Annotated in this window: 16 protein-coding genes; 12 read left to right on the forward strand and 4 right to left on the reverse strand. The window is 61.9% G+C overall.

The features are described 5' to 3' along the window. Positions 1-653 precede the first annotated feature (653 nt). Positions 654-1,805, forward strand: coding sequence for a macrolide transporter subunit MacA (gene macA / locus AYR47_RS19255; protein ID WP_061436354.1), 1,152 nt, complete (start codon positions 654-656; stop codon positions 1,803-1,805). A 3-nt stretch (positions 1,806-1,808) separates the two neighbouring features. Beyond that, entirely contained in the window at positions 1,809-3,767 is a 1,959-nt protein-coding gene (locus AYR47_RS19260) for a MacB family efflux pump subunit (protein WP_033897439.1), read from the forward strand. Positions 3,768-3,836: 69 nt separating this feature from the next. Here AYR47_RS19260 and AYR47_RS19265 read toward each other — a convergent pair whose 3' ends face one another. Both AYR47_RS19265 and AYR47_RS19270 read right to left on the reverse strand, forming a co-directional pair. Then, the gene (locus AYR47_RS19265; protein WP_082461441.1) at positions 3,837-4,508 is read right to left on the reverse strand and encodes a response regulator transcription factor; all 672 of its coding nucleotides are present in this window, start codon (positions 4,506-4,508) and stop codon (positions 3,837-3,839) included. Between the two features lie 155 nt (positions 4,509-4,663). Continuing rightward, complete coding sequence (locus tag AYR47_RS19270; RefSeq protein WP_033897441.1) at positions 4,664-5,899, reverse strand: methionine gamma-lyase; 1,236 nt, start codon at positions 5,897-5,899, stop codon at positions 4,664-4,666. Between the two features lie 123 nt (positions 5,900-6,022). On the opposite strand from AYR47_RS19270, the gene AYR47_RS19275 reads away from it, so the two are divergent. From AYR47_RS19275 to AYR47_RS19295, 5 genes are all read left to right on the forward strand, one after another. Continuing rightward, positions 6,023-6,493, forward strand: coding sequence for an Lrp/AsnC family transcriptional regulator (locus AYR47_RS19275; RefSeq protein WP_061436356.1), 471 nt, complete (start codon positions 6,023-6,025; stop codon positions 6,491-6,493). Positions 6,494-7,384: 891 nt separating this feature from the next. Beyond that, a complete protein-coding gene (locus tag AYR47_RS19280; protein WP_033897151.1) occupies positions 7,385-7,975 on the forward strand; it encodes an antibiotic biosynthesis monooxygenase in 591 nt (196 codons plus the stop codon). After that, positions 7,972-9,810: an amidohydrolase gene (locus tag AYR47_RS19285; protein ID WP_033897152.1), complete on the forward strand. Its 1,839-nt coding sequence runs from the start codon at positions 7,972-7,974 to the stop codon at positions 9,808-9,810. Before AYR47_RS19280 ends, AYR47_RS19285 begins: the two co-directional genes overlap by 4 nt. A 28-nt stretch (positions 9,811-9,838) precedes the next feature. Then, a complete protein-coding gene (gene ycaC / locus AYR47_RS19290; protein ID WP_016980087.1) occupies positions 9,839-10,453 on the forward strand; it encodes an isochorismate family cysteine hydrolase YcaC in 615 nt (204 codons plus the stop codon). Positions 10,454-10,634: 181 nt separating this feature from the next. Then, on the forward strand, positions 10,635-11,516 hold the full coding sequence (locus tag AYR47_RS19295) for a LysR family transcriptional regulator (RefSeq protein WP_033897153.1): 882 nt from the start codon (positions 10,635-10,637) through the stop codon (positions 11,514-11,516). On the opposite strand, the gene AYR47_RS19300 is transcribed toward AYR47_RS19295, so the two are convergent. Next, on the reverse strand, positions 11,503-12,540 hold the full coding sequence (locus tag AYR47_RS19300; protein WP_061436357.1) for an AraC family transcriptional regulator: 1,038 nt from the start codon (positions 12,538-12,540) through the stop codon (positions 11,503-11,505). The two genes, AYR47_RS19295 and AYR47_RS19300, sit on opposite strands and share 14 nt — an antisense overlap. Before the next feature lies 1 nt (position 12,541). Further along, positions 12,542-13,456 (reverse strand): GGDEF domain-containing protein, encoded by a 915-nt coding sequence (locus tag AYR47_RS19305; protein ID WP_061436359.1) that lies wholly within the window; start codon positions 13,454-13,456, stop codon positions 12,542-12,544. Between the two features lie 388 nt (positions 13,457-13,844). On the opposite strand from AYR47_RS19305, the gene AYR47_RS19310 reads away from it, so the two are divergent. The 5 genes from AYR47_RS19310 to AYR47_RS19330 are packed head-to-tail and all read left to right on the forward strand — an operon-like array spanning position 13,845 to position 20,213. After that, positions 13,845-16,358 carry a TonB-dependent receptor gene (locus AYR47_RS19310; protein WP_061436361.1) on the forward strand — a complete coding sequence of 838 codons (2,514 nt, stop codon included), beginning with the start codon at positions 13,845-13,847 and terminating at the stop codon, positions 16,356-16,358. A gap of 24 nt (positions 16,359-16,382) precedes the next feature. Then, positions 16,383-18,248, forward strand: a complete 1,866-nt coding sequence (locus tag AYR47_RS19315) for a phytase (protein WP_061436362.1) — start codon at positions 16,383-16,385, stop codon at positions 18,246-18,248. 46 nt (positions 18,249-18,294) lie between these two features. After that, complete coding sequence (gene tolQ / locus AYR47_RS19320) at positions 18,295-18,987, forward strand: protein TolQ (RefSeq protein WP_061436364.1); 693 nt, start codon at positions 18,295-18,297, stop codon at positions 18,985-18,987. A gap of 15 nt (positions 18,988-19,002) precedes the next feature. Beyond that, complete coding sequence (gene tolR, locus AYR47_RS19325; protein ID WP_033897159.1) at positions 19,003-19,449, forward strand: protein TolR; 447 nt, start codon at positions 19,003-19,005, stop codon at positions 19,447-19,449. Further along, positions 19,446-20,213: an energy transducer TonB gene (locus tag AYR47_RS19330; RefSeq protein WP_061436365.1), complete on the forward strand. Its 768-nt coding sequence runs from the start codon at positions 19,446-19,448 to the stop codon at positions 20,211-20,213. Before tolR ends, AYR47_RS19330 begins: the two co-directional genes overlap by 4 nt.

The raw sequence follows: 20,213 nt of genomic DNA on the forward strand, positions 1-20,213 counted from the left end.
CGGCTTTGGAGCGTGGGCCGCCGCGATGGGCCATCCTTGGCCCAGCGCGGCTAACCCGGCGTCCTGCCGGGTTACCCACGCTCCAAAGCCTGCGTTCGGCCAGCGTGGTTTTACGGGGCGCCGAAGATCAAAAGCCAAAGCAAAAGCAGAGCGCGGCGGCCTTAGAGCCGACCGGTATTGTGTGGTCGAGCCCGGTCAAATGTGGGAGCTGGCTTGCCTGCGAATGTATCGCCTGGGTCTATCTGATTCACCGAGGTGTATGTATCGCAGGCAAGCCAGCTCCCACAGAAAAGCAATTTGCGGCGCACAAAAAAACGCCTTTGATCCAACCACTCAAGCCGGCTGTCAGGCCGCTGTGCTTTTGATTTTGATCTTAGGCGCCCCGTCAAACACGCTGGCCGAACGCAGGCTTGAATCCGTGGGTAACCCGGCAGGACGCCGGGTTAGCCGCGCTGGGCCAAGGATGGCCCATCGCGGCGGCCCACGGATTCAAGCCGGAGTGAGGGCACACCAAGCCTAGGCGAGGTGCCGAGTGTTGGGGCAAGAGCCTTTTGGTTACTTTTGGGCTCTTTTCAAAAGTGACCCGCCGTAAGGGCGGAACCCATATCACCCGTTACCTAAATAACGGATATGTACACGACCAAAGGCCACCCATGGAAAAGTCAAAGCTACGCAAACTAGGAATGCTCACGGTAATCACAGTCGCCATAGGCCTAATCATCTACACGGTCCAAGCTCCCGCCGACGCACCGCAATACCTCACCGCCACCGCCTCACGCGGCAACATCGAAAACGCCGTCCTCGCCACCGGCCTGCTCGAAGGCATCAAACAGGTCGACGTCGGCGCCCAAGTCTCCGGCCAACTGAAATCCCTCAAAGTCAAAGTCGGCGACAAGGTCAAAAAAGGTCAGTGGCTGGCCGAAATCGACCCATTGATCCTGCAAAACACCCTGCGCAAAGCCCAGGTCGACGAAGAAAACCTCCAGGCCCAACGCCGCGCCACCGCTGCCCAACTCAAGCAGGCCAAGTCCGTGTACGAACGCTACAAAGGTCTGCAGATTGACGAATCGGTCTCCCGTCAGGACTTCGAAGACGCCGAATCCACCTTCCAGGTGCAACAAGCCAACCTCTTGTCCCTGGACGCGCAAATCAAAAGCGCCCACATCCAGATCGACACCGCCAAAGTCAACCTGGCCTACACCCGCATCGTCGCGCCCATCGACGGTGATGTAGTGGGCATCGTCACCCAGGAAGGCCAGACCGTGATCGCCAACCAACTGGCGCCGGTACTGCTCAAGCTGGCGGACCTGGACACCATGACCGTCAAGGCCCAGGTCTCCGAGGCGGATGTGATTCACATCAGCCCCGGCCAGCAGGTGTACTTCACCATCCTCGGTGAGGCCGACAAGCGCTACTACGCCAAGCTGCGCGGCACGGAACCGGCGCCGCAGAACTTCCTGGAAACCCAGACCGCCGGCACGCCGAAGCAGAACACGGCGGTGTTCTACAACGCACTGTTCGACGTACCCAACCCCGACCACCGTCTGCGCATCGCCATGACCGCCCAGGTACGTATCGTACTCGACACTGCCGAGGCCGCGCTGATGGTGCCGGTGGCGGCGCTGGGGGCGCGCAACAACGACGGCAGTTACTCGGTGCGGGTGCTGGACGCGAAAGGCAAGGCAGTGTCGCGGGAGGTGAAGACCGGGATCAATAACAATGTGAAGGTGCAGATCCTCGAAGGCCTGGCCGAAGGCGACAACGTGGTGATCGGCGACGCCACGCCGGCTGTGGCGGGGAACTGACGGATGACTCAGCCACTGCTGGAACTCAAGGGCATCACCCGCAGCTTCATGGCCGGCGAGCGCGAATTCATCGCGCTCAAGGGCATCGACCTGACGATCCATGCCGGGGAAATGGTCGCGATTATCGGCGCCTCAGGCTCAGGGAAATCGACCCTGATGAACATCCTCGGCGGCCTGGATTATGCCACGGCCGGCAGCTACAAGATCAACGGCATCGAAACCCGCTCCCTGGGGGATGAGCAGTTGGCCGAACTGCGCCGCGATTACTTCGGTTTTATCTTCCAGCGCTACCACTTGCTGGCGCACCTGAGTGCCTTGCACAACGTGGAAATGCCGGCGATCTATGCCGGCACTCCGGAAACCCAGCGCCACAGTCGTGCACGGGAGTTGCTCGCGCGGCTGGGCTTGTCCGGTCACACCACCCATCGTCCCAGCCAGCTCTCCGGTGGCCAACAGCAACGGGTGAGTATCGCCCGCGCCTTGATGAACGGCGGCGAAGTGATCCTCGCCGACGAGCCCACCGGCGCCCTCGACACCCACAGTGGCAAAGAGGTGATGCGTATTCTCGCCGAGCTGCACGCGGCGGGGCACACGGTGATTATCGTGACCCACGACCCCAAGGTTGCGGCGAATGCGCAGCGTATCGTCGAGGTGAGCGATGGCGAGATTGTCAGCGACAAGGCCAATGAGCGTGCTGGCCTGGAGTTGCCCAGCGAAACACCCATCGAGCCAAAACGCAGCGGCGCCCGGCGCTTGGTGGCGAGCCTGGGGTTGTTCAAGGAAGCCTTCAACATGGCCTGGGTCGCGCTGGTGTCTCACCGCATGCGCACCTTGTTGACCATGCTCGGTATCGTCATCGGCATTACTTCGGTGGTGTCGATCTCGGCCATCGGCGAAGGCGCCAAGCGTTATGTGCTCAAGGACATCCAGGCGATTGGCAGCAACACCATCGATATCTTTTCCGGCACCAGTTTTGGCGACAGCCGCGCCTCGGCCATCGAGACCTTGATGCCTTCGGACGTGGACGCGTTGAACCAGCTGTATTACGTCGACAGCGCCACGCCGGTGGTGGGCCGCAACCTGTTGCTGCGCTTTGGCAATATCGACCTGGATGCGCAGGTGAATGGGGTGAGTGACCGCTACTTCAAGGTGAAGGGACTCAAGCTCGAAGCCGGTATCGCCTTCAGCGAAAGCGATGCACGGCGCCAGGCCCAGGTGGTGGTGATCGACCACAACACCCGTCACCGATTGTTCGGCCCGAACGTTGACCCGCTGGGTCAGGTGATCCTGGTGGGAAACCTGCCGTGTACCGTGATCGGGGTCACCGCTGACAATAAGAACATGTTCGCCGCCAGCAAGGCGTTGAACGTATGGGTGCCCTATGAAACAGCAGCGGGGCGTTTGCTGGGGCAGCGCCATCTGGACAGCATCACGGTGCGTATCAAGGACGGCCAGCCAAGCAAGGTGGTGGAAGACAATGTCAACAAGCTCATGCTGCAACGCCACGGCACCAAGGACTTCTTTACCAACAACCTCGACAGCATCATGCAGACCGTGCAGAAAACCAGTCGCTCCCTGGCGTTGCTGCTGTCGTTGATCGCGGTGATTTCGTTGCTGGTGGGGGGCATTGGCGTGATGAATATCATGCTGGTGTCCGTCACCGAGCGTACCCGTGAGATCGGCATTCGCATGGCGGTGGGGGCGCGGCAGTCGGATATCCGCCAGCAGTTCCTGGTGGAGGCGGTGATGGTGTGTTTGATCGGCGGGCTGATCGGGATCTCGCTGTCCTACGCCTTGGGCTTTCTGTTTTCGTTGTTTGTGAAGGAATGGGAAATGGTGTTTTCCCTGGGCTCGATCATCACGGCGTTTGCCTGTTCGACGTTGATCGGCATTGTGTTCGGCTTTGTGCCGGCCAGGAATGCGGCGCGGCTGGACCCGATCGAGGCGTTAGCAAGGGACTGATCCCTCACAAACGATGAAGATCAAATGTGGGAGCTGACTTGCCTGCTCCCACATTCTTTCTGCGGTGGCTTAAAGGGCTGTGGTGTCCTCAGTGGCATACATCCACCGCAACAACGAATGCCGCCCGCTGATCCCCAGCTTGATCGACGCGCGCTTGAGGTAGCTCTCGATGGTGTTGACCTTCAACGCCAACTGCTCCGCCAGCTCCGGCGCCGTGCGCCCGGCCAACAGGCCCACGCACACCTCAAGCTCACGGTTGGACAAGGTCAGTCCAGACTGCACCAAGCGTTCTTCAATGCGCCTGCGCAGGGCTTCGAGGCCCTGGTTTTCCGGCGCTACCGGGTCGCTGTCCTGGCGGCACGGTTGGATCGCGGCGATGTGCTTTTCCACCATGGGCAGCAACAAGGTGGAGAAGTCCTGCAATATGCTGCGCTCCTGGGGCGAAAAGCTTTCGGACTGGTGCGAGCGATACACCGACAACACGTAGCGCACGTCATCCTTGCGGCGGGTGAGGTGCAATTGCGCGGCGGGTTGTTCGTCGCCCAACGCTTCCACCGAATCGGTGTAGACCGGGCTGATCTTGCGGCGGGTTTGCCCGTCGGCGTTGACCTGCAATTGCGTGATATGGGTGGCGTCCACTGCCAGTTGGGTGAGGATCAGGTCATGCAGCATGCGTGGGAAATGGCGGCTGCCGGTGCTGGCGATGACTTTGCCAATATGAGGGAACAGCTGTGAGTTCATCATTTCGTCCATGAGGCGTGCAGGTATTCGGCCTTATAGCGACGGGGATTAAGATGCAAGCCAATGCGAATAACCTACCGTGATAGTCCTTCCCGCCGGAACCTATGCTAGTACAGCCTGGCGACGGGAAGGGGATCCAATCTTAAAAAAACGGATTAAACACTTACCGGCTTAGAAGCACGCGTCACCGTACGTGTGCATTTGGCCAGTGCCTGCTGCACGTCCGCCAGCAGATCGGCCACGTCCTCAAGCCCCACCGACAAGCGCACCAGCCCTTCGCTGATCCCGTGCGCCGCACGCTCCTGCGGGGTGTAGGTGGAATGGGTCATGCTCGCCGGGTGCTGGGCCAGTGACTCCGCGTCACCCAGGCTGACCGCACGGGTGAACAGCTTGAGTGCATTCATGAAACGCCGACCGGTTTCGATGCCGCCCTTGAGTTCGAAGGCAATCATGCCGCCGGGCAGTTTCATCTGCTGTGTCGCCAGTTCGTACTGGGGGAAAGAACGCAATCCTGGGTATGTCACCCACTGCACGGCCGGGTGCGCCTGTAGGGCTTCGGCCACCGCCTGGGCGTTGCTGCAATGACGATCCATGCGCAGCGCCAGGGTCTTGAGGCCGCGCATCAACAGCGAGGCGTCCTGTGGCGACATCACTGCGCCGGTCAGGTCCTTGAGGCCTTGCAGGCGAATGCGTTGGGCCAGGGCCAGGCTGCTCACGGCGATGCCCGCGGTGATATCGCCGTGGCCGCTGAGGTACTTGGTGGCCGAATGCACCACGACGTCGGCGCCCAGGTCGAGGGGGCGTTGCAGGTAGGGTGTGCAGTAGGTGTTGTCGACGACCAGGGTGACATTTGGCTGCTGGTGGGCGAGGGCGGCTACGGCGGCGATGTCCACCAGTCGCAGGTTGGGATTGGCCGGGGTTTCACAATAGATCATGCGGGTGGCGGGGCTGAGAGCGGCTTGCAGGGCTTCGAGGTCGGTGAGGTCGACATGCCGCACCTTGATACCGAATTCACCGATGCCATGGTGCAGCAGGGCAAAGGTGCAGCCGTACAGGGTCTGGCTGACGATCACCTCATCACCGGGGCGCAGCAGGGTCCAGAACGTCGCGGCAATCGCACCCATGCCTGAGCTGAACGCCACGGCTGCTTCACCATTTTCCAAGGTGGCCATGCGTGATTCCAGCAGCGCCAGGGTCGGGTTGGAAATACGTGTATAGAAGTGGCCGCTCGCTTCGCCGGCAAAACAGGCGGCGCCGTATTCAGCGGTTGGGAACGCAAAGGTGGCTGACAGGTAAATCGGCGGGACGAGTGCGCCGTGGTGGTCTTTTGGGTCATAGCCGTGGTGGATGGCGCGGGTGGAAAAGCCGAATGCATTGTGTTTATTGTTCATGTCGGACGCTCCTTATTTCCTACAATGCTATGCTCATAACCAGAGATGAACTTTGCAATATTTGCTGCTGGTTCCTGTGTTTTTGGATGAAAACCTCATAAAAATAATGAATAGAGGCACGTTATGCCTGTCAGTCTGGATCGCACCGATAAAGCACTTTTAAACGCGTTGCAGGGCAATGCCCGTCTCACGGTGGCTGAATTGGCTGACCGCGTTTCCTTGACGACCTCGCCGTGCTGGCGGCGCGTGCGCAACCTGGAAGAGAGCGGGGTGATCAGTGGGTATCAGGCGATTCTCTCACCCAAGGCATTGGGGTATGGGGTGACGGCGTTTGTCAGCATCATGATGGAGAGTCACACCCAGGAAATCGCTCGGGCATTTGAGCAGCGGTTGTTGGAGATTCCGGAGATTGTGGCGTGTCATAACGTGTCCGGGCGCTATGATTTTTTGTTGGAAGTGGTGGCGAAGGATCTGGAGTCGTTTGGGGGGTTTGCGCGGGAGGTGTTGCAGACGTTGCCTTGCGTCAAGGAGATTTATTCGAGTTTTTCTTATAAGTCGGTTAGGGCGTTGAGGGTGATTCCGTTGCCGGGGTGATGGGGGATGGTGTGGTGTTGTGTGTTGTGTTGTGTACATATCCGTTGCTTCGGTAACGGCTACTTATGGTTCCGCTCTTACAGCGGGTCACTTTTGGCAAACGCCCCAAAAGTAACCAAAAGGTCTTCGCCCCAACACTCGGTGCCTCGCCTAGGCTCGGCATGCCCTCACTCCGGCTTGAATCCGTGGGCCGCCGCGATGGGCCATCCTTGGCCCAGCGCGGCTAACCCGGCGTCCTGCCGGGTTACCCACGGATTCAAGCCTGCGTTCGGCCAGCGTGTTTGACGGGGCGCCTCAGATCACAAGCAAGAGCGCGGCGGCCTAGTAGCCGACCGTTTTTTGGAAGCTGGTCTCAGTTTCAAATGTGGGAGCGGGCTTGCTCGCGAAGGCGGCGTGTCAGCGATTGCATCTCTAACTGATCCACCGCTTTCGCGAGCAAGCCCGCTCCCACAATTTAGATCTCAGGTACACATCAATCTGCTCTGGCTCTGGCTCTGGCTCTGGCTTTGCTTTTGATTTTGATCTTAGGCGCCCCGTCAAACACGCTGGCCGGAATTCGGCAGGGATTTGGGGGGTAAACCGGCAGGGATGCCGGTTTAGCCGCCCCGCGCCATGGATGGCGCGTGGCGGCGGCCCCCCAAATCACTGTCGGATTACGGGCACACCGAGCGTGAGCGAGGTGCCGAGTGTTGGGGCAAGAGCCTTTTGGTTACTTTTGGGCTCTTTTCAAAAGTGACCCGCCGTAAGGGCGGAACCAATACCAGCCGTTACCCAAATAACGGATATGTACTCAACCCAACCCAACCCCAAACAGCACGTACATCCAATTTTCCCCACCCCAACCCCCGCAAACTCCCTCATCGCTGAAACATCAAGGCAGAGGGACACCCCATGGACCCAGCAACAAAACCAGCCCCCGACGAAGTCGTCACCCTGGTGGTCAAACACCTCATCAAACCAGGCCGGGAAGCCGACTACGAAGCCTGGCTACGCCGCATCGTACGCATCGCCGGCGACCGCCCAGGCCACCTCGGTGTCGACGTGGTGCGCGGCAAGCAAGGCAACCTTGCGCTGTTCACCTGCGTATTACGCTACCGCTCCACCGAAGACCTCGAAACCTGGCTCGACTCCCCCGAACGCAAAACCCTGGTCGCCGAAGCCACCCCCATGCTCGCCGACGGCGACAACACCGAAATCGGTGCGGTCAACGAATTCTGGTTCAACCCCATAACCGAAAACGCCGCCAAGCCGCCACGCTGGAAGCAGGCCGTGGTCACCCTGTTCGTGATCCTGCCGCTGACCCTGCTGGTGCCGATCATCTGGGGCCCGGTACTGCGCCTGCACCCGTTCCTCTCCCATTACGTGGTCGCCACCTTCCTGATCACCCTGACTATCGTGTTGCTGGTGGTTTACCTGTTGATGCCGGCCGCCACCCGCCTGTTCGCCCCCTGGCTTGAAGCCTCTGCAAAGGAAACCCTATGAACGCCGATCTAATTCTGTTCAATGGCCAGTTCCACACCGTGGACCGTGAAAACCCCCGTGCTACTGCCGTCGCCATTCACCAGGGGCGCTTCGTCGCCGTGGGCACCGACGGTGAAGCCATGGCCCTGCGCGGCAGTGGCACCCAGGTCATCGACCTCAAGGGCCGCACCGTCATCCCCGGCCTCAACGACTCGCACCTGCACCTGATCCGTGGCGGTCTGAACTACAACCTGGAACTGCGTTGGGAAGGCGTGCCCTCACTGGCCGATGCCTTGCGCATGCTCAAGGACCAGGCGGACCGCACGCCGACGCCGCAATGGGTGCGCGTGGTGGGTGGCTGGAACGAATTCCAGTTTGCCGAGAAGCGTATGCCGACCCTGGAAGAGCTCAACCAGGCCGCACCGGACACCCCGGTGTTCGTGCTGCACCTGTACGACCGTGCCTTGCTCAACCGCGCCGCGCTGCGTGTGGCTGGCTACACCAAGGACACGCCGAACCCGCCGGGCGGCGAGATCGTGCGGGATAGCAACGGCAATCCCACCGGCATGCTGGTGGCGCGTCCCAACGCGATGATCCTGTATTCGACCCTGGCCAAAGGCCCCAAACTGCCCCTGGAGTATCAGGTCAACTCGACCCGCCAGTTCATGCGTGAACTCAATCGCCTGGGCCTGACCAGCGCCATCGATGCCGGCGGTGGCTTCCAGAACTACCCCGATGACTACGCGGTGATCGAGCAGTTGGCCAAGGACGAACAGTTGACGGTGCGCATCGCCTACAACCTGTTCACCCAGAAGCCCAAGGAAGAACTCAGCGACTTCAAGAACTGGACCGGCAGTGTCACCCTGCACCAGGGCGATGACTACCTGCGCCACAACGGCGCGGGCGAGATGCTGGTGTTCTCGGCGGCGGATTTCGAGGACTTTCTGGAGCCGCGTCCGGACCTGCCGTTGACCATGGAGCAGGAACTGGAACCGGTGGTACGCCACCTGGTGGAGCAGCGCTGGCCGTTCCGTTTGCACGCGACCTATGACGAGTCCATCTCGCGTATGCTCGACGTGTTCGAGAAGGTCAACCGCGACATTCCGTTCAATGGCTTGCCGTGGTTCTTCGACCACGCTGAAACCATCACACCGAAAAATATCGAGCGGGTGCGTGCCCTCGGCGGTGGCATTGCGATCCAGGACCGCATGGCGTTCCAGGGCGAGTACTTCGTCGAGCGTTACGGCGCCAAGGCGGCCGAAGCCACGCCGCCGATCAAGCGCATGCTTGCCGAAGGCGTGCCGGTCGGCGCGGGCACCGATGCGACGCGGGTGTCGAGCTACAACCCGTGGACTTCGCTGTACTGGATGGTCAGCGGTCGCACCGTTGGCGGCCTGGAGCTGCACGCCGAAGGCCTGCCGCGCCTCACTGCGTTGGAACTGTTCACCCATGGCAGCGCCTGGTTCTCGTCCGAGCAGGGCAAGAAGGGCCAGATCAAGGTTGGTCAACTGGCGGACGTAGCCGCGTTGTCAGCGGACTTCTTCAGTGTCGATGAAGAAGCCATCAAGTGGATCGAATCGGTACTCACCGTAGTCGGCGGCAAGGTGGTCTACGGCGCCGGTGACTTCGAAGATTTCGCACCGCCCCGCGTGCCGGTGCTGCCGGACTGGTCGCCGGTGGTCAAGGTGCCGGGTCACTGGCGCCCGAGTTCGCCGTTGCAGGCTCAAGTTCACCAATGCAGCGGCCCGTGCGGCGTGCATGCCCACGGCCACGAAAAAGCGCGGCTCTCCAGCGTGCCGGTCAGCGACTTCCAGGGATTCTGGGGTGCGTTTGGCTGTTCGTGCTTTGCTTTCTGATTTCCCATCCCCCGTAAGGAGTTGAACCATGGCTAGCCCTCGTTTGAACAAAGATGACGCTGTTGTACTGTTGGTCGACCACCAGACTGGCCTGATCTCCCTGGTACAGGATTTCTCACCCAACGAATTCAAGAACAACGTCCTGGCCCTCGCCGATGTGGCGAAGTTCTTCAACCTGCCGACCATCCTCACCACCAGCTTCGAAAGCGGTCCCAACGGCCCACTGGTGCCCGAGCTCAAAGAGCTGTTCCCGGACGCGCCGTACATCGCCCGCCCTGGCCAGATCAACGCCTGGGACAACGAAGATTTCGTCAAGGCCGTCAAGGCCACCGGCCGCAAGCAGATCATCATCGCCGGTGTGGTGACGGACGTGTGCGTCGCGTTCCCGACCTTGTGCGCCCTGGAGGAAGGCTTTGAAGTGTTCGTGGTCACCGATGCGTCGGGCACCTTCAACGAAACCGTGCAACAGGCGGCCTGGGCACGCATGACCGCCGCTGGGGCACAACTGGTGAACTGGTTCGCGGTTGCCTGCGAATTGCAGCGCGACTGGCGCAACGACATGGAAGGCCTGGCCAACCTGCTGTCGCCGCGCATTCCCAACTACCGCAACCTGATGAACAGCTACTCGGCGTTTACCAAGTAACCCACCCGAAAAACACCGCAAAACCCTGTGGGAGCCGGGCTTGCCCGCGATGGCGGTGTGTCAGTCGACAGAAATGTTGGCTGGTACACCGCTATCGCAGGCAAGCCAGCTCCCACATTTTGCTTTGTGGTGTTGCGACTAACCGGTTATAAAACAGCCCATCGTCCACCGAGAAGCGACAATGAACCCCTTCGAAGACATGCGCCTGTTCTGCCAGGTCATGGAGTCCGGCAGTTTCACCGCTGCCGCCGAGCAACTGGGCCTGTCCAAGCAGTTCGTCAGCCGCCGCCTGATCCAGCTGGAAGACCGCCTCGGCGTGCGTCTGCTCAACCGCTCCACACGCCGCCTGGATGTCACCCCACTCGGCCAGAGTTACTACGAGTCCGCCTTGCGCCTGCTCGGTGAAGTCGAGCAAGTGGAGCAGGGCATCGCCGGGCAGAACAGCGAGCCCCGTGGCACCCTCCGCCTCAGCGCGCCGTTGTCGTTTGCCATGGCCCACCTGGGCTGCCTGTTGCCGCTGTTTCTGCAGCGCCATCCCCAGGTGTCGGTGGAGGTCGACTTGAGCGACCGCCCCGTGGACCTGATCGGCGAAGGCTACGACCTGGTGCTGCGCATCGGCACCCTGGAAGATTCCACCTTGATTGCCCGGCGTATCGCCAGCATCCCACGGGTGTACTGTGCCAGCCCCGACTACCTGGCCCTGCGCGGTACGCCGCAAAAACCGGAAGACCTTGCCGACCACGACTGCCTGCCCTACGGCCATGGCCGCCAGGTGCAATGGCGTTTCAAGGGTAAGGTGCAGGCGCTGAATGTGAGCGGGCGTATGCGCGTGAACAACGGCGACTTGCTGCGCGACACCGCCATCGCTGGCTTGGGTGTGACCTACCTGCCGACCTTTATCGTCGGCGATGCCTTGAAGGATGGCCGCCTGGTCACCGTCCTCGACGAGTTCGCCCCCGAAGCACTGACCTTGTCGGCGGTGTACCCGCAACACCGGCAAAGCTCGCGGCCGGTGCAGGCGCTGGTGGAGTTCCTGCGTGAACGCCTGGCTAGCGGCTGTTGAACAGCTGGCGGATCAGGTTGGGCGTGCTGCCGGTCCAGCGCTTGAATGAGCGGCGAAAGTTCGCCGCGTCGTTGAAGTTAAGGTACGCCGCCACTTCGTCATTGCTGTAGCCCTTGACCTGATACAGGTGCAGCGCCACTTGTTTGCGCACACGGTCGACCTGCTGCTGAAAACCGGTGTCGTGCTTGTGCAGCTTGCGCTTGAGGGTCGCCGGGCTCATGGCGAAAGCGTGCGCGGCGTGTTCCAGGCTCGGCGGCTGGCGCACCTGCTCTCGCAGGTAGTCGTAGAGACAATCCAGAAAACTGCCGGTGAAACCCAGCTGTTCGATCTGCTCGCGCGCTTGTTGGCGCGCCACCTGGCCGGCGGTGGCCGAGGCGCCCGGCCAGGCGCGGGTGAGGTATTGGCGGGGGATGCTCAGCATGTCCAGTGGTCGCTCGAAACGCGTGTCTTCCCCCAAGTTCACCCAGTATTGCTCGACATAGCGCGGCTCAGCATGGCTGAAGCTGGCCGTCCATGGCAGGCGCTCGCCACTGAGCCATTGGCTCATGGCAACCAGTGAGGTCATGCTGGCTTCCAGCAAGAAGCGCCAGTGTTCACCGGCACCGCAACTGTCCAGCCAGTACAGGTAGGCGTGGTGCTCATCCAGTTCCAGTTGCAGCGTCACCAACGGGCTGAGCAGCACCTGTTGCTGGATCAGGATGTCGAGTGCCTGGTGCAGGTTCTGTGCATGGCCCAACGCGTGACTGGCGGCGCCGTAATAGCCGGGCAACAGGCGTTGGCCAAACAGGAAGCTGCTGTCGTCGGCGTCGAGCAGTTTGCGGCTGTTGCCGATCAAACTGAGGAACTGCTGCGGACTCAGCCGCGCCGTGCCGGCCAGGATGTCTTCGTGGAACAAGCCGGTGCCGCGCAGCAGGCGGTGGCTGTCGATGTCCCGGGACAGGGCCAGGTCGATCAGCGTGGCGGGTTGGTAGTGCCCGGGGATGAAGCGACTGTCCGCTTCATACCAACTGGTCTTGACGGCCATCTCAGGCACTTTTCGCCAGGGGTTGCTTGGCCCTGGCCAGGGCCAGGTTGAGGCGCTTGAGCAAGTCGTGGGGCGGCTCGTCCAGCGCCATGACCACGGCGGTGGTCGCCGCCAGTTGCAGGCGCTCACCGTGCAGCCGGGTCTTGTGGGCCAGGCCGCGCACGGCCTGCTGCAACTCCAGCGCCAGCTCCTTGGCCTGGCGCTCGCCGGTGTTGGGCAACAGCACCACAAACCGGTCACCGGCCAGGCGGCACAGCAGGTCCTGGCGGCGCAGGTTGAGCAGCAGCAAATGGCTGAGCGCCTGCAACACCGCATCGCCTTCGGCATGCCCGTAGGCCTGGTTGATGGCGGCGAAGTTGTCCAGGTCCAGGGCCAGCAACGACAGCGGCTGTTGCTGCGCGTGGCTGTCGTGCAGGCTGTCGGCCAACTGGCGCTTGAGGTAGTCGGCGCCGGCCAGCGGCGTGAGTTTGTCGAACAGCCGATGTTCGCGGAACCACCGCTCGCGTTTTTCCATCTGCGCGCTGATCGCCAGTTGTTCGCGGTGCCAGTGGTAGATGCCGATGGTCAGCAGGATCATGCCCACCGGCATCGGCCCGGACTCCAGCCAGTGATCCCAGGTGATGCTGTCGGGCAGGCGGATGAACTCATCGAGGCTGTCGATCCACCAGGAGAAAAATATGCACGACAGGCCCAGCGCCAGGTAGTTGGTGACGCGCCCGGCGGGGCGGCTTTTCAGCACCAGGCCTAGCCACACCAACGCCAACAGCGCAGAGCCGCCTTCGCCGAAGATATCCAGCCACACCCATTCGCTGAAGCTCTTAAGCTCGCCACAGGCCAAGTGCAGGATCAGCCCGAGGTTGGCGGCGACCAGCAGCAGAGAGAGTTTCCAGCGGTGGAGTTTGAGCACGGAAAACATGGCCGCGAGTCCTTGGGCAAAAAAGCGATGGGCGCCAGCACAGCAGATGGATGTGACGGTTGCGTGACGGTGGGGAGGGGTCGAATCAGCTCATGGCATACACACAATCTCCTGCCAAACACAAAACAAATGTGGGAGCGGGCTTGCTCGCGAATACGGTGGATCAGCCACACATGTGCTAGCTGCAATATCGCATTCGCGAGCAAGCCCGCTCCCACATTTTGATCGAGGTCAATTCAGCTCATTTGTTCGCTTAAAACCGCTCAAAACCCCCGTTTACGGGGTTTACAGGCCCCCCTGTCACAGAACCGTCATCCCCCACCCCTAGCGTGCCCTCCCAGTTGCCGGGCCTCTTGCCTGGCGCCAATGGATTCTTGGGGAGGATTGCATGTACAAGCGCACCGGGCTCGTCGGCTTCACGCTTACTGCCTTGGCCCTGGCGATGGCCAGCGAGCGGCTTTCGGCGGCCGAAGTGGCTAACACCGAGCACGTCGAAGTGGTCGGCCAGGCGGCAGCCATTGATCAGGCGCTCAAGGAGCAACGCAGCGCCGACAGCATCAAGAGCGTGGTGCATGCCGACGGCGTGGCCCAGTTGCCGGATGAGAACGTCGCGGAAGCAGCGCAGCGCCTGCCGGGTATCAGCGTGGAGCGCGACCAGGGCGAAGGGCGCTTTGTCAGCGTGCGCGGCCTCGGCCCGGACCTCAACAGCGTGACCATCAACGGCACCCTGGTGCCCGCCCCGGAAAGCGCACGCCGCGCGGTGGCCCTCGATGTGCTGCCCTCGGAGTTGGTGCAGTCGCTGTCGGTGATCAAGACCCTTACCCCGGACATGGACGCCAACTCCCTGGGCGGCACCGTTGATGTGCAAAGCCTGTCGGCCTTCGACCACAAGGGCCTGTTCTACACCGGCAGCACCGAGGCCAGCTACGACAAGAACACAAGCCAGACCAGCCCCAAGTTTTCCGGCGCCGCCAGTAACCGTTTCAGCCTCGGCGACGGCATCGACAACTTCGGCGTGGCCGCCGCGTTGAGTTGGCAGAAGCGTGACTTTGGCTCGGACAACGTCGAAACCGGCGGCGCCTGGGATTTCACCAATGGTGCCAAGCTCAATGAATTCGAGCAGCGCGACTACGACATCAGCCGCGAACGTGCCGGTGGCGGCCTGAACTTCGACTACAAGCCCGATGACCTCAGCAGCTACTACCTGCGCACCCTCTACAGCCGCTACAAAGACACCGAGACCCGCAACGCCACCAGCCTCGAATTTGCCGACCCCCAATCGCCCGGCGAGCTGGGTGATGCCGAGGCCAAGCGCAAGCTGAAGAACCGCGAAGAAACCCAGGAGATCCAGTCCTACGTATTCGGCGGCGAGCGCATGCTCGGCCTGTGGACCCTGAGCGGCCAGGCCGGCTACAGCCAGTCCAGCGAAGACAGCCCGGCGCACATCGCCGGTGCCACCTTCGACGGCGGCGACTTTGCCAATAGCGGCTTCTACGACAAGGACAAGCCACGCCCGATCATCGGCAGCGGTTTCTACGACGCGCGCAACTTCACCCTCGACAAGGTCGACTGGGAAAAACAGAACACTAAAGACACCGAGAAAAACCTGCGCCTGGACCTGGCCCGCGACTACGACCTGAGCGGCTATGCCTCCCAGGTGAAGTTCGGCGGCAAGGTCAGTCGTCGCAACAAGGACAACGACCTGGAAGCCTGGGTCTACAAAGATTTCGACACGCTCGGTTTTACCGCCGACCAGCTCAACCTCAGCCAATTCCAGAAGGGCAACGTCGACTACCGCCTGGGCAACTACGGGCCGGGCATCAGCCCCAGCAGCATCAAGCAGCTGATCGGCAGCCTCAACGCTGCGGACTTCTATGACGAGACCGAGTCCCGGGTCAACGACTTCACCATCCGTGAAGACATCAACGCCGGCTACCTGATGAACACCGTTGATATCGACGACTGGCGTTTCATCGCCGGCCTGCGTTACGAGGGCACCGAGTTCGAAGCCAAGGGGACTGGCGCTACCGATGGTGTGTTCACACCTACCGAGACCAAGCGCCGCTATCACCACTGGCTGCCGGGCCTGCATGCGCGCTACCAGATCGACAAGAACACCCAGGTGCGTGCGGCCTGGACCAAATCGGTGGTGCGCCCGACCTTCGGCCAGTTGGCGCCGGGGTTCGTGATCGACGATGACGAAGCCACTTTTGGCAACCCGGACCTCAAGCCCCTGGAATCGAGCAACCTGGACCTGGGCATCGAACATTTCATGGGCCGCGCCGGCACCGTATCGGCATTCGTGTTCTACAAGGACATCAAGAACTTCGTCTACAACACCGACCTGGCCGGCACCGGGGCCTGGACCAACTTTTCCGAGGCGCATACCTACGCTAACGGCGACAGCGCCAAGCTCTACGGCCTGGAACTGGCCTACTCACAGAAATTCGATTGGCTGCCGGCACCGTGGAACGGCCTGCTGGTCGGTGCCAACACCACGTTCAGCCGCTCCAGTGCTGACATCGAAGGCTTCGACAGCGCCAGCGGCACGAATCGCAAGCGCAATATCAGCCTGCCCAACCAATCGGACACCGTCGGTAACCTGATGCTGGGTTGGGAAAACGACAAGCTCAGCCTGCGTCTCTCGGCCAACTACAAATCGGCCTACCTCTTTGAGCTGGCCTCGATCAACGACAAGGCCCACGACCTGCATGTCGACGCCCAGACCTTCGTCGATTTCAGCGCGCGCTATTCGCTGACCAAGAACCTGCAAGTCAGCTTCGAGGCCCAGAACCTTACCGATGAGTCCTACTTCGTCTACACCGGCCACCGCAGCTACAACGGCCAGTACGAAGAGTATGGCCCGACCTACAAGCTGGGCCTGACCTTCACCCATTTCTGATTGACCCAAGGATTTTGATTGTTCATGAGAATTTCCAAGCTGTACCTGCTGATCGCGTTGGCCGCTTGCTCGCCGGTCATGGCCGCTGACCTGGCGCTGACTCCTTGGGCGCCGAGCCTGAATGCGCAGGCGGTGGCTTTTCTGCCGGGTCGCACTGAACGCGTGGCCACCAGCACCCGCGACGGCCTGCAACTGCTCGACCATCAAGGTGCTGAACTGGCCCGCTTCAAAGGCAATTTCAGCAGCCTCGACACCCGCGGCGCCGGTGCCCAGGTGCTGGTGGCCAGCCTCGACAACGACCGCCAGCAGGCGCTGTTGGTGAGCCTTGATGCCGCGAGCAAGACCTTTGGCAAACCGCTGTACCTGCCCACCCGCGACTACCCGGTCAATGGCCTGTGCCTGTTCCGCGACGCAGCCGCCAACCTGTTTGTATTCCTGGTGGGGGAAGAGGGCAAGGGCGAGCAATGGCTGGTAGGCAACGGTTCGACGTTGTTAGGCGAGCCTCAGCGCGTGCGCGGTTTGCCATTGCCGCCGTCGGCACAGTTCTGCCAGGTGGATGATGCGACCCAGCAGTTGCTGGTCAATGAAGAAAACGTCGGCTGGTGGGCCTACCCGGCGCACCCGGAGGCGGAGGTGAAACGCACGCCGGTGGCACTGTTCGACAACCCCAAACGCGAGGCCGGCGCCATGGCGCTGGTGCCGGGCGGGGTGGTGACGCTGGATCCTAAGACGGCCCAACTGCATCTGTTCCAGCAAACCGGCGAGCGCTGGGTCGAACAGGGCAGCCTGACGCTGCCAGGCTTGAAAGAGCCGGAGCAACTGAGCGTCAACGGCCAGCACGTGCTGGTGCGGGATGACGACACCGGCAGGCTCTACCAGGGCAAACTCGACTGGAAGGCAACGCCTGTGGCCGCCGAGCCGGTAATGCCGGAAGTCGCTGCCCTGCGCCAGACCGACCCGGTCGGTCGCCAGGGGGATGCGGCGGATGACCCGGCGATCTGGATTCACCCCGAACAACCGGCCAAAAGCCGCGTGCTCGGCACCAACAAAAAGCAGGGCCTGCTGGCCTATGACCTCGACGGCAAGCTGCTGCAGGAACTGGCGGTCGGCCGCCTGAATAACGTCGATGTGCGCCCCAATTTCAAGCTCGGCGCGCAAACAGTTGACCTGGCCGTGGCGAGCAATCGCGATCATAACAGCCTGAGCCTGTTCAGCATCGACCGCCAGAGCGGCGAACTGCGCGAAGCCGGTGAAGTGCCGACGCCGCTCAAGGAAATCTACGGCATCTGCCTGTTCCAGCCTGCCAGCGGTGAGATCTACGCGATCGCCAATGGCAAGGACGGCACCTTTCTGCAATACCGCCTGAGTGCGCCGGACGGCCGAGTGCAGGGCGAGCTGGTGCGCCAGTTCAAAGTCGACAGCCAACCCGAGGGCTGTGTGGCCGATGACCAGCGCCAGCGCCTGTTCATTGGTGAAGAAGACGTCGGCGTCTGGGCGGTGGATGCCCGTGCTGACCAACCGGCCACGCTCACCAGCGTGATCAAGGTCGGCCCGCAGTTGCATGCGGATGTCGAGGGCCTGGCGCTCTACCAGAGCCATGAACGCGACTACCTGGTGATCTCCAGCCAAGGCAATGACAGCTACCTGGTGTTGGATGCCGAGCCACCGTTCGCCACCCACGGCGCCTTCCGTGTCGGCCTGAATGCGGCAGCGGGGATTGATGGTGCTTCGGAAACCGATGGTCTGGAAGTCACCGCCATCAACCTCGGCGGACCCTGGAGCAAGGGCCTGCTGGTGGTGCAGGACGGCCGCAAACGCATGCCCGAGCAGACCCAGAACTTCAAGTTCGTGCCTTGGGCTGAGGTGACCCGCGCACTTAAATTGCCGTAGGCGTCATCACCCGGTCATCACTTTTTAATCGAATAGGAGCTTAACCATGCACGCGACGATGGAACATATGACGATCTGGGGTTTGATCAGTGAAGCCAGCCTGTTGGTCAAGGCGGTGATGGTGACGTTGCTGCTGGCCTCCTTGCTCAGCTGGTACCTGATCATCCAGCGCGCCAGTGTGTTGCGCCGCCTGGAGCGCCAGTTGAAGGGTTTTGTACTGCGCTTTCGTAGCGCCGCGGACTTGCAGCCGCTGTACCGCGAAACCGTGCAGGCGGGCGAGGGCGGCATTGCGCCGATCTTTATCGCGGGGGTGCAGGAGTACCAGCACCTGCACGGCCACGATCCGGCCGTGCTGGAAGGGGTCGAGCGCGCGTTGCAGGTGGCGATCACCGAGCAGGAAATCGAGCTGGAAAAGGGCCTGCAATTTCTGGCGACCGTGGGTTCAGTCAGCCCCTACATCGGCCTGTTCGGCACCGTGTGGGGCATCATGAATTCCTTTATCGGCTTGTCCCAAGTGCAGCAGGCCACGCTGTCCACCGTGGCGCCGGGCATCGCTGAAGCACTGATCGCCACCGCCATTGGCTTGTTTGCGGCCATCCCGGCGGTGATTGCCTACAACCGTTTCGCCGCACGTGGCCAGACTCTGCTGACCCGCTACTACGCCTTCGGCAACGAGCTGCAAGTGCGCCTGCACCGCACCTTGCGCGGTACGCCGATCAACCTGGCCGTGGCCGCCTGAGCAAGGAGCAAACCGATGTTGACCAGGCCGCAACGCAAGCACGGGCCCAAGGCTGAGATGAACGTGGTGCCTTACATCGACGTGATGCTGGTGCTGCTGGTGATCTTCATGGTCACCGCGCCGATGCTGACCCAAGGCGTAAAAATCGAGCTGCCCAAGGTCGCCGCCGAGGCCCTGGCCACCGACACCCGCCAACAGATCCTCACGCTGTCGGTAAAGGCCGACGGCGGCTACTACTGGAACCTGGGCGGCGAACTCGACACCACCCACCAGACCGACAGCGCCGTGACCCTCGACGAAATGGGCGCCAAGGTCATGCAGGTGGTGGCGGCGCGCAGCGACACCCAGGTGTATATCCGCGCCGACGACAACGCGGGCTACGGCCGGGTCGTGGCGGCCATGGCGGTGTTGCAGAAGGGCGGTGTCAGCCATCTGGGGTTGGTGACCGAGGCCCCGCAATGACGGCGATGATCATGCACAGTCCGATGCTGGCGGTAGCACCTGGGGAGCCTTCCGGGTTCTGGAGAAACAGCGTGGCGGCCAGCCTCGCGGTGGCGCTGCATGTGGGCGTCCTGGCGGCGCTGATGCTGGGCGGGTCGACAGATAGACCGCCGATGGAAACGCCGAGGGTGATGCATACCCAGTTGGTGATGATGCCGCCAGCGCCGACGCCAGCTCCCGTGCCTGAGCCTGTGGCCGTCGCAGCGCCTGCGCCGGAGCCTGTGGTCGTTCCCGTGCCGGCGAAACCGGTGATCGATCCACAGATCCAGGCACAAAAGCTGGAAAAAGCCGCGTTGGCGCGCAAGCGGGTCGAGGAAAAGAAGCTGGAACAGCAACAGGAGCGCCTGGCCACTGAACAGCGCAATCGCGAGCTGGAACAGCAGCGCCTGGCCCAGGAGCGCCTCGCTGCGGAACACGTGCGCCCCGCAGCACCGGCCGCCGCGCCGGCCTTCGACAGCCGCCAGTACCAACCCTTGAGCAAAGAGGCGCCGGACTATCCGGAGCGTGCCCTGGACAAAAACATCGAAGGCGATTGTTCGGTGGAGTACACCGTCAACACCCAAGGGCGTGTCGAAAACCCCAAGGTGCTGGACGGCTGCCATCCGCTGTTCATGCGGCCCTCACTGGCGGCGGCGAATACCTTTCGCTACCAGCCGAGGATCGTCGATGGAAAGCCCGTGCCGGTGCCGGCAGTGCGCAATACCTTCCACTACCGCATCAAGTAG

The organism is Pseudomonas azotoformans (assembly GCF_001579805.1).
GTDB lineage: Bacteria > Pseudomonadota > Gammaproteobacteria > Pseudomonadales > Pseudomonadaceae > Aquipseudomonas > Aquipseudomonas azotoformans_A.